General features: G+C 45.5%; 13 protein-coding genes. 8 read left to right on the forward strand and 5 right to left on the reverse strand.

The features are described from left to right. Positions 1-42: 42 nt before the first annotated feature. Both P5V12_RS14220 and P5V12_RS14225 read left to right on the forward strand, forming a co-directional pair. Complete coding sequence (locus tag P5V12_RS14220; protein WP_316953747.1) at positions 43-1419, forward strand: peptidoglycan DD-metalloendopeptidase family protein; 1377 nt, start codon at positions 43-45, stop codon at positions 1417-1419. Positions 1420-1476: 57 nt separating this feature from the next. Continuing rightward, entirely contained in the window at positions 1477-2574 is a 1098-nt protein-coding gene (locus P5V12_RS14225; RefSeq protein WP_316957434.1) for an anhydro-N-acetylmuramic acid kinase, read from the forward strand. A 22-nt stretch (positions 2575-2596) separates the two neighbouring features. Here P5V12_RS14225 and P5V12_RS14230 read toward each other — a convergent pair whose 3' ends face one another. Further along, the gene (locus tag P5V12_RS14230; RefSeq protein WP_316953748.1) at positions 2597-3193 is read right to left on the reverse strand and encodes a YigZ family protein; all 597 of its coding nucleotides are present in this window, start codon (positions 3191-3193) and stop codon (positions 2597-2599) included. A gap of 64 nt (positions 3194-3257) precedes the next feature. Beyond that, positions 3258-5411, reverse strand: coding sequence for a YgiQ family radical SAM protein (locus P5V12_RS14235; protein ID WP_316953749.1), 2154 nt, complete (start codon positions 5409-5411; stop codon positions 3258-3260). Between the two features lie 193 nt (positions 5412-5604). Here P5V12_RS14235 and cysE point away from each other — a divergent pair, with 193 nt between their 5' ends. Further along, complete coding sequence (gene cysE, locus P5V12_RS14240; RefSeq protein WP_316953750.1) at positions 5605-6435, forward strand: serine O-acetyltransferase; 831 nt, start codon at positions 5605-5607, stop codon at positions 6433-6435. Between the two features lie 2 nt (positions 6436-6437). Here cysE and epmA read toward each other — a convergent pair whose 3' ends face one another. Together epmA and efp are read right to left on the reverse strand one after the other, a co-directional pair. Beyond that, the gene (gene epmA / locus P5V12_RS14245) at positions 6438-7364 is read right to left on the reverse strand and encodes an EF-P lysine aminoacylase EpmA (RefSeq protein ID WP_316953751.1); all 927 of its coding nucleotides are present in this window, start codon (positions 7362-7364) and stop codon (positions 6438-6440) included. 75 nt (positions 7365-7439) lie between these two features. Next, positions 7440-8009 carry an elongation factor P gene (gene efp / locus P5V12_RS14250; RefSeq protein ID WP_316953752.1) on the reverse strand — a complete coding sequence of 190 codons (570 nt, stop codon included), beginning with the start codon at positions 8007-8009 and terminating at the stop codon, positions 7440-7442. Between the two features lie 119 nt (positions 8010-8128). On the opposite strand from efp, the gene epmB reads away from it, so the two are divergent. From epmB to P5V12_RS14265, 3 genes are all read left to right on the forward strand, one after another. Then, on the forward strand, positions 8129-9142 hold the full coding sequence (epmB, locus tag P5V12_RS14255) for an EF-P beta-lysylation protein EpmB (RefSeq protein ID WP_316953753.1): 1014 nt from the start codon (positions 8129-8131) through the stop codon (positions 9140-9142). 116 nt (positions 9143-9258) lie between these two features. Further along, a complete protein-coding gene (locus tag P5V12_RS14260; RefSeq protein ID WP_316953754.1) occupies positions 9259-10989 on the forward strand; it encodes a PilZ domain-containing protein in 1731 nt (576 codons plus the stop codon). 173 nt (positions 10990-11162) lie between these two features. Then, entirely contained in the window at positions 11163-13256 is a 2094-nt protein-coding gene (locus tag P5V12_RS14265) for an EAL domain-containing protein (RefSeq protein ID WP_316953755.1), read from the forward strand. A 24-nt stretch (positions 13257-13280) separates the two neighbouring features. Here the strand turns inward: P5V12_RS14265 and serB are convergent, their stop codons facing one another. Then, positions 13281-14495, reverse strand: coding sequence for a phosphoserine phosphatase SerB (gene serB, locus P5V12_RS14270; RefSeq protein ID WP_316953756.1), 1215 nt, complete (start codon positions 14493-14495; stop codon positions 13281-13283). Positions 14496-14568: 73 nt separating this feature from the next. Here serB and P5V12_RS14275 point away from each other — a divergent pair, with 73 nt between their 5' ends. After that, on the forward strand, positions 14569-15651 hold the full coding sequence (locus P5V12_RS14275) for a hypothetical protein (RefSeq protein ID WP_316953757.1): 1083 nt from the start codon (positions 14569-14571) through the stop codon (positions 15649-15651). Between the two features lie 203 nt (positions 15652-15854). Beyond that, positions 15855-17582, forward strand: coding sequence for a lysophospholipid acyltransferase family protein (locus P5V12_RS14280; RefSeq protein WP_316957435.1), 1728 nt, complete (start codon positions 15855-15857; stop codon positions 17580-17582). The last annotated feature ends 45 nt before the right edge of the window (positions 17583-17627 follow it).

Below are 17627 nucleotides of genomic sequence, written 5' to 3' on the forward strand. Positions count from 1 at the left end.
TATAAGTTACGTGCTTTTTTTAGATGGTCTTCGAGATAGTCAATGAAACTCATTGAAAATATTATAAAAAACCCAGTATTAAGATCGGTTAAAGAGATCCCCCACGGTCATTTAGCTGCAGCGACATTACTGTCTTTATCTTTGGGTGTTATTGCCATGCTGCCATCAAAGCAAGCAGAGGCAATTAGAGAAACTCGCACCATATCTCTCCCTGAGAGCTATACCGATTCGAACGAAAGCGATTTTGTTAATGAACTCGATCAGGTTTTACTGGATGCTCCAAATCTGGACAAAACCACCATTACTGTAAAAGCCGGAGACAACCTGTCAAAAATATTTGCCCGGGCCGGACTATCCGATAAACACATGATGGAGCTGGTCAACGGCAACAAGCAGGCCAAGAAGCTGGCTCAACTCTACCCTGGCCACAAGCTGGAATTTTCCACAACAACAGATAACCAGCTTTATTCTTTGAATTATGTTCAAGACAGGCTAAACAGTTTTCACTTTAAGCGAACAGACAGCGGTTTCGAATACAAAGAAACCATACGCAAACCCGATGTTAAAAGAGCCCTACGCTCGGCTAACATCGACAGTTCTCTTTTTGCCGCAGGAAAAGAATCAGACATCAATGACAAGTTATTGATGGAACTTGCCGGTATTTTTGGTTGGGATATCGACTTTGCACTGGATATTCGTAAAGGCGACCAGTTTAAAATTCTATACGAAGAAGAGTTTATTGACGGAGAAAAAATCGGCAACGGCCACATTCTTGCCGCGGAGTTTATTAATCAAGGGAAAAGCTATCAAGCCGTCCGTTATGTTAATGCTCAAGGTGATGCGAATTACTACACCCCCGATGGCAACAGCATGCGCAAAGCCTTTCTCATGGCGCCATTGGATTTCCGTCGTATCAGTTCTAACTTCAACCCCAAGCGGATGCATCCAATATCCAAAAAAGTTCGCCCTCACAGGGGAACAGACTACGCAGCCGCAACCGGAACCCCTGTTTGGTCATCTGGTGACGGACGGGTCATTCAGTCTAGTTTCACCAAAGCTAACGGCAACTACATTGTCATCCAGCACGGAAACAACATTCAAACCAAGTACCTGCACTTACATAAACGCTATGTAAAACGAGGTCAAAAAATCAGACAAGGCCAACGAATCGGTTCAGTTGGCACAACGGGCTATTCAACCGCTCCACACCTCCACTATGAGTTTCTTATTGATGGTGTTCATAGGAACCCTCGAACCATTGTAAAAAAATTACCCAAGGCAAAATCTGTAAACGAATCGGAACTGGCCTTGTTTCGTGCACAAACTCAACCACTGCTAGCTGAGTTGGCGCCGCAACAATCTGAAACGAAATTAGCGCTTGCTACAAATAAAAAAGAAAACCAAGCCTACCAACAGTAGCGCGGAAAATAAGCTAAGGATATCCGGGTGCCCGAGAAAGACCTTTATATCGGACTTATGTCTGGAACCAGTGTCAACTCTATTGACGCGGCTCTAATTGATTTCACCGGTAACGAGTTAAAAATTGTCGCATCGCATGAACACGACATTCCTTTGGAAATCAAACACAAGATTCTCGAAGTCTGTACTCCCGGTGAAAATGAAATAGAAAAAACCGGAGACCTCGACCGGGCGCTTGGAATTCTATTTGCCCACGCAACCGACCAGCTTTTGGGAGAAGCGGGAGTCTCCCCAGATGATGTAAAAGCGATTGGCAGCCATGGACAAACCATTCGCCACCACCCAAAAGGTGTACTAAGCGATTTAGGCTTTTCCACACAAATTGGCGACCCCAATACTATTGCAAGCTTAACAGGAATAACTACCGTAGCTGACTTCCGACGTAAAGACGTTGCTTTGAATGGCCACGGTGCACCACTTGCACCGGCTTTTCATCAAGACAGTTTTAGCCACCCAGAAATAACACGCTGCATTATCAATATCGGTGGAATGGCCAACGTCACCTACCTTCCGGCAGAAAAAGACCACGACTCGGAAACCATTTTCGGTTTTGATACCGGACCGGGAAACGTTCTTATGGACACCTGGATTACACTTGAAATTGGTAAGTCCTACGACAAAAATGGTGAATGGGCAAAAAGCGGAACAGTGAATAACTCCCTATTGCGAACCCTCCTCTCTTACCCCTATTTTTCATTAGGCTATCCCAAAAGTACGGGTAGAGAAGAGTTCAACAAACAGTGGCTGCTCGGACATATCGACAAAGAATTAGCACCAGAGGATATTCAAGCAACCTTGCTTGAGTTAACCGCACGCTCAATATCTGAAGCCGTTAAAAAACATTGTTCCAAAGCCAACGAACTCTATGTTTGCGGCGGCGGTGCACACAACGAATATTTAATGAGCCGGATTCAGGCCAACTGCCCGTCAAAAAAATTAGCGACAACAGAAGAATTGAATATTCACCCCGACTGGGTGGAAGCCTGTGCATTTGCCTGGCTGGCAAAACGCACAATGGAAAGATTACCAGGGAACCTGCCTGAAGTGACTGGCGCAACCAGACCGGCAATACTCGGAGGCATATTCCTTCCCTAATCAAAGGATACGCAAAACCTGTTTACTTACCAGCAGACCATTCAATTTGCCCAAGTGTTAATGAACTTAGCGCATCTTTAATTAGTTCAATTTTTTCTTCTCGAACACGCAGTAAGAATTCAACGTTATTGCTTTGGTTGTAATAAACATCATCAACTGTGATGTCAGATTGCTCACAGTAATGGCGAACTTTGTTTTCCAAAGCAAAGGGCACAGAAAAACACAGCTGCTGATATTGAATAACCGGACACTTTTCTGCAAGTTTGACACACTCGGAAATCGTTCCACCATAAGCGCGAATCAAACCACCAGCCCCCAGTTTTATACCACCAAAATAACGTACAACAACCGCTAAAACCTGCTCTAAATCCTGCACCTGTAATATCTGAAACATGGGTTTCGCCGCAGTACCCGAAGGCTCGCCATCATCATCTAACCCCGTATGCGCACCACACTTAAACGCAGAGCATACATGTCGGGCATCAGGGTATTGTTTTTTTAGTTTTTCGATAAACCCCTTAGCCTCTGATTTGTCCGCGCACGGAATTAAGTAACCGATAAAGCGGCTTTTTTTAACCACTAGCTCAAATTGAACTTCAGATGCTAAGGTATAAGACATAAATCCCAATAATCTACCAACCAGCTATATTTTGCTCTACGGTTATTTTTGCCGAACAAAAACGTTATCTTTTCTTCCCGACTTTACTTCGAGAAGAACGTGGCAACATCTGATTTCGCTTGTCCCCTCTTGCCGCACGAGCCCCACTTCTTGCACCTTTAAATTTGTGCTCTTGCTTTTCACCCGGCACTAAGTGCTTTTCTGTATCGCCGATTAAATCTTCACGCCCCATATCCCGTAACGCTTTACGGACCAAGTTCCAACTATCCGGTGCGTGGTAACGTAAAAACGCTTTTTGTGTTCTTCTTTGTTCTAATGACTTGGGCGTGCTGATTCTTTTTGATTTGTATGTAATATGCTTTAACGGATTACGATCGGAGTGATACATCGCTGTGGCTAACGCCATTGGCGATGGGTAAAAGGTTTGCACCTGGTCCACTCTGAAATTATGTTTTTTCAGCCACAAAGCCAGGTTCATCATATCTTCATCGTGGGTTCCCGGATGCGCGGCAATAAAGTACGGAATCAAGTACTGCTTTTTCCCTGCCTGCCTGGAAAACTTATAGAACATTTTTTCAAAACGATCGTAGGTTCCCATACCCGGTTTCATCATCAAACTCAGAGGACTGTTTTCACTGTGTTCCGGCGCAATTTTTAAATAGCCACCCACATGATGTGTCACCAATTCTTTCACATATTCGGGATCTTCCACAGCCAAGTCATAACGTAAGCCTGAGGCTATCGCGATATTTTTAACACCATCAATTGCCCGAGCCTTACGATAAAGTTGTGTAGTATGTTTATGATCAGTTTCTAAATTTTTACAGATTTCCGGGTATACACAACTTAACTTACGGCAGGAAGCCTGGATATTTGGGTCCTTACAATTCAGGCGATACATATTCGCCGTCGGCCCGCCCAAATCAGAAATCGTACCGGTAAAACCCGGAACCTTTTCTTTGATTTGTTCAATTTCGTCGAGAATGGACGCTTCTGAACGACTTTGAATAATGCGCCCTTCGTGTTCGGTGATTGAACAAAAAGTACAACCGCCAAAGCATCCCCTCATAATATTCACTGAGGTTTTGATCATGTCGTACGCTGGAATTTTCTGTCCCTCGTAATCCGGGTGCGGAATTCGCTGGTAGGACAGACCAAAGACAAAATCCATCTCATCAGTTTCTAGCGGAATGGGCGGAGGGTTTATCCAAACCTCTTTATTGCCATGTTTTTGCACTATGGCACGGGCGTTATGAGGATTGGACTCCTGATGCAAGACTCGCGATGTATGCGCGTACAACACAGCATCTTTGCTGACTTTTTCATAAGACGGTACACGTATGCAGGTTTTTTCCAGCTTGAGTTCTTTCTCATGACGTCTTAACGGCAAAGGCACAATTCGAATCGGCTGAACATCATCCTGAACAGGCTCTGTTTGAGATTCACATTTGGCTTCAGGAATATATTCGTACGGGCTTGGTATTGCGTCAATTTGACCTGGCCAATCAATCCGCGACGAATCCAGTTCTGTGAATCCCCCCGGCACATGATCCAGCATCACAGCGGTACCGCGAAGATCCTGGATAGAGGACACGCTCTCTCCACCAGCCAAACGGTGACTCAGATCCACAATAGCCCGCTCTGCGTTGCCATACAAAAGAATATCCGCTCCTGAATCAACAAGAACAGAACGTCGAACTTCATCGCTCCAGTAATCATATTGCGCAATACGACGCAGACTGGCTTCGATACCGCCAATCACAATCGGAACATCTTTGTAAGCCTGTCTACAACGCTGACTGTAAACAATCACGGAACGATTAGGGCGTTTTCCACCAAGACCACCGGGCGTGTATGCGTCGTCGCTACGGGTTTTTAAATCGGCCGTATAGCGGTTAATCATGGAATCCATATTGCCCGCTGTCACACCGAAAAATAGGTTTGGTTTACCTAACGCTTTAAACGGTTCATCGGTCGTCCATTCTGGCTGATCAATAATTCCGACCCTAAAGCCTTGCGCTTCCAATACCCGTCCCATCACCGCCATACCAAAACTCGGATGATCCACGTAAGCGTCACCCGTAACAATTATAATGTCGCAACTATCCCACCCCAATGCATCCATTTCCTGGCGGCTTCGAGGTAAAAACGGTGCAGTGCCAAAGCATTCCGCCCAGTACAATGGATAGGAGTTGATCGGTTTTGCAGTGATTGGCATCAGGTTTTCTCAGGCATCTAGAATGGTTGGGCATCCTAAAGCCCTATTTTGCTTAGTTCAAGAATTTAACTGTACAATTTACAAACAGGCATACATTACATAGGGGCATTCAACGCCATATCTAACGTGCAACATTGTTTCGACACATTTATAGCCTTAAGATGCACCTCTCACCCGTAGCTGGAGCATAATAATGCCTTTAAAGCAGCCACTTTCAGTTATTAGCGATAAAGAAGATATGATCTGGGACGAAATTCGGCGTGAAACGAAAGAGCAGGCAGAACAAGAACCCGCCTTAGCCAGTTTCCTCCACGCCAGTATACTTAATCACGATACGCTTGAAGGCGCATTGAGTTTCCACTTGGCCAACAAGCTTGCCAGCCCTGCACTTTCAGCTCTGCAAGTCAGAGAAATTATTGAAGACTCCATTCGAGAGGACGGTTGCTTGCGTAAAGCTGTAAGAGCCGACATTCAGGCGGTGTATGACAGAGACTCCGCCTGCGATTCGTATTCCTTACCCTTTCTCTATTTCAAAGGCTTCCACGCATTGCAGGCTTTTCGTGTTTCACACTGCCTGTGGCATAAAGGCCGTCTGTCCCTCGCCTACTTCTTACAAAGCCACATTGCCTTAACATTTGGTGTAGATATCCATCCGGCCGCCAAAATTGGTAAAGGCATCATGCTTGACCATGCAACAGGCATTGTCATTGGTGAAACAGCAGTAGTGGAAGACAATGTTTCCATTATGCAGGCCGTCACTCTCGGCGGAACCGGTAAGGAGTCTGGTGACAGGCACCCGAAAGTCGGCAAAGGCGTATTGATCAGCGCGGGAGCTAAGGTGCTTGGCAATATCCGTATCGGTGAAGGCGCTAAAATCGGCGCAGGCAGTGTCGTCCTGAAAGATGTACCACCGCATACCACGGTTGTCGGTGTACCCGCTGTCGAAGTCGGCCATCCAACCTCAGAATCACCCGCACTGGAAATGAATCACTCGATCAGTTGCGACGAGGACTGCAAGAAATAGGATTATCCGTTTATGGAGAATGGCATTACGTGCTTGATGTCATTTTCCTTGGTCAAACACATCAGTAATCGATCCACTCCCAAGGCAACACCGGCACATTCAGGAATACCGTTTTCCAACGCCACCAGAAGCTCACTATCGATGGGCATCACTGGCAACCCCATTTGTTCTCGCTGCACATTATCAGCAAGGAAACGCTGCCTCTGTTCTTCTGCATCAGTAAGTTCGTAATACCCATTTGCCAACTCAACTCCGTCCCAATAGATTTCAAAGCGTTTTGCGACTGGGTACGAACCGCAAGCACTCCGCTGTATTCGAGCTAAGGCGCATTGGGATTCGGGAAAATCATATACAGCAACAAGCCGCTCCTTGAAAAGCGGTTCCACCAAATGAGTAAAGAGAAGATCCAGCCAAAAGTTTTTCGGCTCGCTCTCCCAGGTAACTTCCAAACGATCTTTGGCAATGAGCTGCAACTGACTCGCCGAACAGGTATGAGGGTTAACCCCAGTAGCACTGACAAAAACCTCTTCATAAGACATTTTTTCCGGCTCAATATCTGTCGTTAAAGAACCGATTAACTGGAACACATCCTCAATAAGCTGCTGCTCATTCCAACCCATCCGATACCATTCCAGCATGGTGAACTCGGCACTGTGTTTTCGTCCTGCTTCTTCCAAACGGAATGCTTTTCCTAAATAAAACACATCCTGCGAAATGTTCGAGAGCAGTTTTTTGATATAGAACTCGGGAGATGTCTGGAGAAAATAACCATCAACCTGAAAAGACTGTATGTGAGGATCTGAAACCGTAGTGGAAGCCAGTACAGGCACATCCACTTCCAACGCACCACTGGAATAAAAATGGTTCCGAATGCAACGTAACAGCTCTGACCGACGCTGCAGCATAGTTTCTGAAAAATTTACATTCAAAGCGGTTTACTGACAGGAGAAAATGATACGAAAAACACGCCCAATCTGTACAAATTGAGCGCGCCTCTAGATTAATTACTTACTGGCACGCCCTAGGTATTCGCCTGTGCGTGTATCAACTCGAACCACTTCACCTTGAGCGATAAATAGAGGAACCTTCACCACAGCGCCTGTTGAAAGCGTGGCAGGCTTGGTGCCACCTTGTGCGGTATCACCTTTGACACCCGGGTCTGTTTCCACAATTTCCAACTCAACATGGTTTGGCGCTGTCACAGCAAGAGGTGCGCCGTTGTATAAGGTCACCACGATCGTGTCCTGCTCACGCAGCCATTTTGCGGATTCACCCACTGCATTTGCATCGGCCTGATGTTGCTCAAATGTCTGAGGTTCCATAAAGTGCCAAAATTCGCCATCGGTGTAGAGGTATTCCATTTCTACATCAACAACGTCTGCACCATCCAAGCTTTCACCAGACCTAAATGTACGTTCCCATACACGGCCGGTTTTTAAGTTTTTTAGTTTTACCCGGTTAAATGCTTGCCCTTTACCAGGCTTCACAAACTCATTCTCAACGATTGAGCATGGGTCGCCTTCGAGCATTACTTTTAAACCACTTCGAAATTCATTGGTAGAATAACTAGCCATTATGTCCTCAAACCTAAATTACAAAGAAACCTGCTGTACAACGAGAACACCAAACTAAATATTCGATCGCATTGTACAAATAACAACCAAAGCAAGAGCTTACTGATTAAAAGGCGCACATGATACATCGAACTATCCCAACATGGCAGGCCAAAAGCTGGCAAGAAGAGCTTTCACAGCTGATAACCGACCCCAAAACCCTATTTGAAGTGCTGGAATTACCCGAGTCGATGCTTGATGCCGCCTATCAAGCCCACAAAGCCTTCCCAATCAGAACAACCTTTTCCTATACCCAGAATATCAACAAGGGCGATATTCACGACCCGCTGCTCCGGCAAATACTTCCCATCGGGGAAGAGTTGGAACATGTTGAAGGTTATAGCAATGACCCTGTAGGAGAAGAACACACCACCGTCGCGCCTGGGGTCGTGCACAAATATCACGGGAGGGTATTGCTGATTGGTGCAACCCAATGTGCGATTAACTGCCGTTATTGCTTCCGTCGTGCATTTGACTATTCGGCAAATAATCCGTCCAGAGCTCAATGGCAACTCTCCCTGCAATACATCGAGAATGATCCAAGTATTGAAGAAGTGATTCTTAGCGGCGGTGACCCATTGGCCCAGTCTGATGCACAAATATCCTGGCTAATCTCACAACTCGACCAGATTTCACACTTACGACGGTTACGTATACACACACGTCTGCCTGTCGTTCTACCGAGTCGAATCACGCAAAATTTTTGTCGAATACTAAATAATTCCAGACTGGAAAAAGTCTTGGTAATTCACTGTAACCACCCTCGAGAACTAAGCTCTCAGGTTTCAGAATCGCTCGAGAAACTCGCGCAGGAAGGCGTCACACTGCTGAATCAGTCGGTTTTACTTAAAGGTGTGAATGACAATACGGATACATTAAAAAAACTGAGTAAAGAGTTGTTCCGCTACCGGGTACTACCGTACTATTTGCACCTCTTGGATAAAGTACATGGTGCGGCGCACTTCTCCGTCAGCACCAACACTGCTACTGAAGTTTATCAGAACTTGATTGCCGAACTGCCTGGCTACCTAGTGCCAAAGTTAGTACAGGAAATTGCAGGTGAAAAATCAAAAACTTTGATTACTCTTACATAATAATCGGAGTACAGAGTTAACCGCTTTAAAAACCAGTGACAACGCCGGCGAGTAAACTCTATACGATTCGACGCGAAATCGTTTAACAATCTTGGAAGTTGTACTAAGTTTAAAAAATGACCAGTAATTCAAAAGACCATTTAAAACCCGTCGCTCTGCTTGAACAGCTTACGCTTCCCGCTCAGGATCTGCCCAAACTGTCCTTTGCCGGAACCAAAGCCAGTAAAGTTGCAGACTGGATTAATGGCCTTAAAGCAACTCAGGTTAACCAAACCAGCGCGCAGCTGTATCGGAGTCTGCCAGAACTGCCGCGTTTAAAAACCGATGTAGCCACCCGGTTTGACTCTCTGGAAGCCTGTCGGCCAACCGTACAGCATTGCAACCACGGGCTTTCCCATTCTTTCTTACAAAAACCACTGGTGTTACCCGAAGCCGCACAAAAAGCAGCAATTGTGAGCCAGGCGATCCAAAAAGCTATGGTGGACGGCTACTCAGTATGTATTCGTGACCTGTGTCTGCAGAAAAAACTAAAAGCTGCCTCTCTGGACATGCTAGCCAAATGCCTTCACCGCAGTATTACAGGTATAGGCCTGATGTTTCTCAGAAACTATCAGATATATACGCAAACACCACCAGGGCTGTGGCGTCGTCTGCATATGTTTTACCTTATCGCAGAATACTACGACCTGCTAGACAAGCCAGTAATGGATCCACTGCTTAGCTTTTCTAAAGCAACGTCTGTACAGGCAGCATACCTGCGAGTGGTAATGCTGGCGTCAGCGAAGTCTAACCAGCTGAGCCAAACAGATGTTTCATTGTGCTACCAGACTTTTGAAAGCTGGAGCCAATTCATTAAGACTTACCCGGAGATGACCGATAACAGGGACAACTTCCTGGTTATTGATCTGCTCAACGACATGCCTCCGGTATACAAAGCCCGACTGCAAGAAGAGCAGCAGGAAGCTGTATTGGAGCTGGACTTTAAACTTCTGCTGGGACAACTCGCCAAACAATCAGGCGACGCAACCGACATCATTGGCGATTCCAGCACGCTGAAAGTCCCCAAAGACTTCCCTGCACCCTTACTTGACCACCTGCTCAATACCTGGGGCAATATCGCGTTACGCAAGCAGGAACGAAAAGAAACTCAAACACTGGCTGAAGCTTGCGTAGGCTTGGTTGACTGCCACTATTTTGTCTCTGGAGGACAGCACTTCGAAGACTTTGTGGGACAGGAAGGTGATACCTCATCAGTGTTTGGCCGGGTGAAAGAAGCTCCCTCTTCCGGGTTTACACCTCTGGAATCCAAACACAGCGGTAACGAATTTGACCGTCCCGTGTACAAGATATCGCTGCAAAATGTCAGCGCAGGCGGATATTGCGTGTTGTGGAAGGGGCAAGTACCCTCCAGACTTCAAGCGGGTGAGTTAATCGGTATAAAAGAGATGGGGCGCAGAACATGGAATATCGGTGTCGTAAGATGGATTCGACTGATGAAAGGGGCCTCTCAACTCGGTATTCAGCTTCTGTCATCTCAAGCACGCCCATACGCTCTGGCCAGAACCTATGATATGGGCGGTTATTCAGAGTACATGCGCGCCTTGCTCTTACCGCCATCAAAAGTCGCAGATATTCCCTCTTCCCTGGTGACGGCCGCCATTCCATTCCAGGAATTTGATAAAGTAAGATCCTTCGATGGAGATACCGTGATAAACCTGAAGTTAGATAAATGTGTTTTTTCTACTGGGAGTATGCAACAGTTCTCATTCAAGGCACTCGATGGGGGGAGCCAGGTGACAAAACCGACCAAAAGTGAAGCGGACGATTTTGATTCCGCCTGGGAATAATGCGATCAAGCTCAAATCTTCCTTTGAATTTTCTCACTTAGAAAATTTGAATCAGTTAAACTTGTCCACTTATAAATGCATAGAATGTCAAGGGAAAGCAGCTATATTTAGATAAACGCACTGCTTTTCCTACCGACTGTATTTTCGGCAATAGCAATAATATAGAACAGGGTATGAATCAAAATTCAACAATACGATTACTAATTCTCAACGACTCCCGTTCCGAAGCTGAACGCCTAATCAGCATGCTTCACAACGCAGGTCGCCCAGTGCGAGCCACCCACGTTGAAAGTGAAGAAGCGCTTAATAAACTACTGCTAGAAAAATCCTGGGATTTGATGATCGCCCTGGATACAACGAGTAATGTTCCACCAACAAACGCAATCAAAACCATTCAACGCCTCAATAAGGATATACCAACCATTCTCCTTACAGACGAAGAAGGCTCAAAGCCTGCCGTCGATGGGATAAAACATGGAGCCCAGGATGTAGTTCGCTTGGATGAAGATCAGCATTTGCTATTGGTGATTCAACGAGAAGTCAACAACAGAGAAGAACGGAATAAAAGGCGGTTTGCTGAGCGTAGGCATAAAGAAATAGAAAAACGAAACCAACAACTGCTCGACAGCTCTCGCGACGCTATTGCCTATATTCAGGACGGTATGTTTCTGTATGTAAACGATTCTTTTGCCGAGCTACTGGACTATGAATCACGAGATGACCTGGAGTGTATGCCGGTTATCGACATTACAAAAAAATCAGATCAGGAAACAATTAAACAGTTTCTAAAAGAGTTTTTCCTGAAAAACACCGATCAGGACAACTCAGCCCTGGAGTTCACTGCGCTAACCGGTTCCGGCGAAGAAAAGAAAATCAAAATTCAGGTCAGCAAATCCAATTACGACGAAGAACTGTGCATTCAATTTCTAATTCGTACCAAAGGTGTGGATAGTGAGGAATTAGAAGCGCAATTGGAACAAATCAAAAACCAGGATATGGCCACTGGTTTGTTCAACAAAAACTACCTGATGGAATCCATGGATGGCCTTGTCGATAAAGCCCTAAACAAAGAATACAGCAGCGCGCTATTTCACATTGGCATCGAAGACTTTATGGAAACCGTCCAAGGGAAATTGGGCATTGCTTCAGTGGATACGGTAGTGGCAGCTATCGCCAATCAAGCGAAAGCTCTGGTTAAGAAAAACGATGTGCTATGTCGCTTCAGTGAAGACACATTCATGTTACTCGTGCCTAAAATCGATGCGGGAACAGCACTGAAACGCGCCGAATCCCTCTGTCAAAAATTACGCGATTACGTGGTCGATATTCAGGGAACAACCCTGCACTTTAATTACAATATCGGCATTTCGTTAATAAACGAAACCAGCACCAACTCGGAAGTCCCGGTTGAACATGCGTTGAAAGCCCTTGAGCTTGCCCGCAAGGCAAACGCCGAAGACAACGCGGTATTTGTTAAGATTTACGAGCCAGAGAACCGCTCCGAATCAAAAGCAAATGTGATACACATGGTGCAATCAGCTCTGGATAAAGGAAGGTTCAAGTTGTTGTTCCAACCGATACTCAGCCTGCGCGGCTCGGATATGGAGCATTATGAAGTGTTACTGCGTATGTTGGATAGCGAAGAAAACGAGATTTCACCGAACGATTTTCTCAGTTCAGCCGCCAAGATGGGTGCCACAACAAAAATCGATCGCTGGGTGATTCTGGAATCCATAAAAATGCTTTCCGAACACCGCTCTAATGGCCATAACACACGCCTAATGATTAACCTGAGCAGGGAATCATTACTCGATGCAACCTTGGCTCCCTGGCTGGCAGTGGCATTCAAAGCCGCTAAACTGCCCACTGAAGCGATCATCTTTCAAATGAAAGAAATTGATATCAACGACCATCTAAACGTGGCCAGCACTTTTACCAAGCAGTTAGCCGAGTTGGGATGTGAAACCAGTGTCAGCCATTTTGGCTGTGCACTAAACCCCATGAATACCCTGAAAGCTGTTTCAGCAACGCACGTTAAGATTGACGGTTCATTTACTCAGGACCTGCAGAGCAACGCGGACAATACCGAAGCACTTAACGAAATTGTCAGCGAGTTGCATCAACTGGATAAAATCACCATAGTGCCATTTGTGGAGAATGCTTCAGTATTGTCGAAGCTATGGCAAACTGGTGTTCACTATATTCAGGGGTATTATTTGCAGGAACCTGCAGATTCAATGAACTATGATTTCGATATGGAAAGCTAATCGCTTCCCATATCGAATAATGCTTTAACGGCTTATTTCTCTATCCCGAAATCCCATCAGGTACAAAATCGCGTCCAGCCCAAGGGTTGATATAGATTGCTTGGCTTCCGCTTTGACCAGCGGTTTTGCCCTAAAGGCAATCCCTAAACCTGCGATACTCAACATGGGCAAGTCATTGGCACCATCGCCAACGGCAACCACCTGTTCAAGTGAAATTTTCTCCTGCTCCGCCAATTGTCTTAATAACTGAGCTTTCCTTTGCCCATCGACAACAGGCTCAATCACATTCCCGGTCACCTTGCCATCAACAATTTCCAGCTCATTGGCATAGACATAATCTATTCCCAGTTTTTGCTGTAAATAGCGGCCAAAATAATTAAACCCGCCAGACAATATGGCAGTTTTGTACCCAAGGCTGTTCAAGGTGGTAATCAGTTTCTCAGCCCCTTCCGTTACCGGTAGTGAAGCGGCAATATCTTTCAGTACCGACTCATCCAACCCTTTGAGTAACGCCATACGTCGACCAAAACTCTCGCGAAAATCAATTTCCCCACGCATTGCCGACTCGGTAATGGCTACTACTTCATCCCCGACCCCCGCAGCCTTTGCCAACTCATCAATGACTTCCGCCTCGATCAAGGTTGAGTCCATATCAAAGCAAACAAGACGTCGCGTTCGACGATACATATTGTCCTTCTGAAAAGCGATATCAACATCCAGCTTGGTCGCCAAATCCGCCAACTCGGCCCGCAAACCAGAAACGTTTTCCACTTTGCCGCGAGCAGAAAACTCAACACAGGCAATTGAGCTTGGATCATTATGATCAAGTGGAACGCGCCCGGATAAACGACTAATGTTATCGATGTTCAGCCCTTTGGCGCTGACAATAGAGGTCAAGGCCTCAATTTGCTGAGCCGTAATTTGACGGGCAAGCAGCGTGACGATATGGCGAGGCTTTCCCTGTTGTTTTACCCAATCGTTGTAACTCTCTTCGGAAATAGGCTGAAACCGGACCTGCATACCAATTTCATGCATACGATAAAGAATGTTTTTTACAACTGGAGAAGAATCAGAATATTCTGGAATCTCAACGAGGATACCCAAGGATAAAGTATCATGAATGACCGCCTGACCAATATCGAGGACATTGGCATTACTTTCGGCCAAAATACGGGTTACTGCCGACGTCACAGCAGGTCGATCATGCCCCGACAGGCTAATTAAAATTAATTCGCTCACCTTACTACTTCTATTTCAATTCAGACTAGGCCATTATAACTTTTTTCATATGACTATCGTGGAGAAGCGTATCTTGCAATTCAACTTTCGAGTGGTACCACCACAACTTTCGTTACTTATAGGTGGTCTCCTTGGCGCACTTCTCATAGCGGTCGTTAGCTTACCAAGTCTATTCGAAGACAAGGAAGCATTATTTAATCAATATGGAGAAAGCCTGGCTCTATTGTCAGCCAACCATGCCGCAGAAGCCTTTCCCAGCCAAAACCAGGTTGAGCTCAGACTTATTTTATCCGAGTTAAAAAAGATACCTTCGGTAGAAGTTGCCACAATTCACGACATAGAAAACCATCTGCTCGCCCAGGCGGGTAAACACGCCGAATCAGATGACCTTATCAACTTCACCTCACCGATTGTTATCCACGACAGTATTGCGGGTTACCTAACCGTTACCCTCAACAAATCCGACTACGGCAATCAACCCGTTCTTCAGAGAGTTTTTGTGGTTATCGGCACATTGCTGATTCTCATTGTTTGGCTAACGATAAAAACCAATTTCATTGAAATTCATCGAACACCAAAACCAGAAACCAACCACATATCAGAAATAGAAGAACAGGAGAATGACAGCCAACTTCCAGAGGAAGAAATGACAGCATCGCCTAAAGTCTATGCTGTCATCCAGATAAAAAACCTGGGTGTACTTAATCAACAGCTTAACCATTCCACACTGGCCAAAACCCTAAATAAAGTCGGAAAAATTACCAGCGATGTACTCGCCTTGTACAGTGGGGCAGGTTACGAAATTGAGGGTGACTGCTACACGTTAAGCTTCAATGCAGAGGATGACGTCCACGAAGCGCTGTTCAGGGCAGTGTGCAGCGCCCACTTGATCGTTGAGCTGGCAAGTATTATTCACAATATTCCCCTCGACCTCGCCGGCTTGGTTTCAGCAAACAAAAATGACCTGACTCCTGTAAACATTCCGGTAGCAGGCATTCAGCTGGACGAATCCGCAGCCGAAGATGACCTGATTATTCGCAGATTGCGCTTTATGGATGTTAGCGAACAGGACGGCCAAAAAATAATCTCGGGCTTTGAACAACCCTTTAAGAATCTATTGGAAAACCAAAGAAAACAGTTGGCCAAACTGGTTTAACCCAGACATATAGAGTCCATTTGCTTGGCCTAGCTCAAGTAGTTGTTTTTTCTTATTTACAGCCTGTCTTAAAAGTGTCATCTTTCTGTTTTTGAAATACGTTGTCACTTAAATTTCATACTCGCTGTTTAATCTTCGTGCCAAAAGGGTCTTCATGCCCAGGTATTACAACGAAGAAAGATATGCCAATGGACTCAACCAGTATGATCAGCATTGAGCAAGCTGTTACCAATAAATTTCCAAGCTTTGCACGGAAACCAGGGATTATCCGTAGACCTACGATTTCCTTACTCAAACGGCTTATTTATGAGGATCAGATCAACGATTTCCTCGCTAATAATAAAGAAGCGAAAGGCTTCGACTTCATCGATAGAGTCTTTGAATATTTCAACTTCAGTTACACAGTCAGCGCTCAAGATAAACGTAATATCCCCGCAAGTGGCCGCGTGGTCATATTCGCCAATCACCCTATTGGCTCGTTAGATGGTCTGGCGATATTACGCTTGGTCAGTGAGGTACGTACAGACGTAAAAATCGTAGCAAATGACCTATTGAGTCATTTTGGCGGACTGTCAGAGCTTCTCATTCCAATTGATAATATGACTGGTGGTAGCGCACGCAAAAGCTACAAACGTGTGCTCGCAGCACTTGAGCAAGAGCAAGCGATTATTGTTTTCCCCGCAGGTGAAGTTTCCCGTGCAAGGCCAACGGGGGTGAAAGATACTCACTGGCAACCGGGCTTTATCCACTTTGCTCGACGAGCAAAAGCACCGTTACTACCTATCCATATTGGAGCAAAAAATTCATTGCTCTTTTACGGCGCATCCATGTTATTTAAGCCTCTGGGAACAGCCTTACTTGCTCATGAAATGTTTAATAAACATTCTCGGGTAATCCGGTTTCGCATTGGCGAGCTTATTCCCGAAGCCTCTCTCCGATCAAAAAGCCTGCATGACCGAACACTACTAAAAAATCTTAAGAAGCATTTGTACAAAGTCGGCAATCGAAGACGCCCCCTTTTTGAAACGGAAAAGACAATTGCTCACCCGGAAAATCGCCAAGCCTTACAGGAAGAACTTCGTCAGGCAAAAATACTTGGCGAAACACGGGACAATAACCGTATATACCTTGTCGACCATAAAGAAAACTCAGCAGTCATACGTGAAATCGGTCGCCTTAGAGAACTGACGTTTCGTAGAGTTGGAGAAGGAACTGGGCAATCAAGGGATCTGGATGAGTTCGATGTACATTACAAACATCTTGTACTTTGGGACAGGGAAAAGCTGGAAATCGCTGGAGCCTACCGCATTGGTGAAGGCAAAACGATCATGGAAAGCATGGGAGTTTCCGGGTTTTATACCAGCACTCTCTATAATTTTTTCCCAGTGTTCGAGAACTACCTAACTCAGGCACTGGAACTCGGACGCAGTTTCGTTGCACCAAATTATTGGGGTAAAGCCAGCCTGGATTATCTGTGGCAAGGGCTTGGCGCATACCTTGCTCACCACCCAGAAGTTCGCTACGTTATTGGCCCGGTAAGCATGAGTGCCGATTATCCTCGAGAACTTAAAGATATTTTGGCCTACTTCTATCGTCACTATTATCCATGCAACCAACCATTAGCAGAAGCGCATCATCCCTATGAGCTTTCCACTACAACGGTTGCAGAGCTTAAACAAAAATTTGGCGATAGAAACAGGGAAGAAGCCTTTGATTATATGCAGAAGTGCTTTCAGGAACTTGGCCACAAGCTTCCGGTTTTATTCAAGCAATATGCGGCTATATACGAAGAAGGTGGTTTTCAGTCTATTGTGTTCAGCGTGGACCCTGACTTTGGTGATTGTCTGGACGGACTTTGCATGGGAGACCTGAGCAAACTAAAACCCAGTCGAAGAAAACGTTATATAGAAGATCAAAAACTATCTATCTAATCCGATATGCATCTTAACCTGTTTTACTTATCTGGTTAGGATGCA

The organism is Teredinibacter sp. KSP-S5-2 (assembly GCF_032773895.1).
Classification (GTDB): Bacteria; Pseudomonadota; Gammaproteobacteria; order Pseudomonadales; family Cellvibrionaceae.

What these genes read in the sequence shown, in the direction of transcription:
- P5V12_RS14220 (WP_316953747.1), top strand. Translation starts at nt 43, where the DNA reads ATGAAACTCATTGAAAATATTATAAAAAACCCAGTATTAAGATCGGTT.
- P5V12_RS14225 (WP_316957434.1), top strand. Translation starts at nt 1,477, where the DNA reads ATGTCTGGAACCAGTGTCAACTCTATTGACGCGGCTCTAATTGATTTC.
- P5V12_RS14230 (WP_316953748.1), bottom strand. Translation starts at nt 3,193, where the DNA reads ATGTCTTATACCTTAGCATCTGAAGTTCAATTTGAGCTAGTGGTTAAA.
- P5V12_RS14235 (WP_316953749.1), bottom strand. Translation starts at nt 5,411, where the DNA reads ATGCCAATCACTGCAAAACCGATCAACTCCTATCCATTGTACTGGGCG.
- cysE (WP_316953750.1), top strand. Translation starts at nt 5,605, where the DNA reads ATGCCTTTAAAGCAGCCACTTTCAGTTATTAGCGATAAAGAAGATATG.
- efp (WP_316953752.1), bottom strand. Translation starts at nt 8,009, where the DNA reads ATGGCTAGTTATTCTACCAATGAATTTCGAAGTGGTTTAAAAGTAATG.
- epmB (WP_316953753.1), top strand. Translation starts at nt 8,129, where the DNA reads ATGATACATCGAACTATCCCAACATGGCAGGCCAAAAGCTGGCAAGAA.
- P5V12_RS14260 (WP_316953754.1), top strand. Translation starts at nt 9,259, where the DNA reads ATGACCAGTAATTCAAAAGACCATTTAAAACCCGTCGCTCTGCTTGAA.
- P5V12_RS14265 (WP_316953755.1), top strand. Translation starts at nt 11,163, where the DNA reads ATGAATCAAAATTCAACAATACGATTACTAATTCTCAACGACTCCCGT.
- P5V12_RS14280 (WP_316957435.1), top strand. Translation starts at nt 15,855, where the DNA reads ATGATCAGCATTGAGCAAGCTGTTACCAATAAATTTCCAAGCTTTGCA.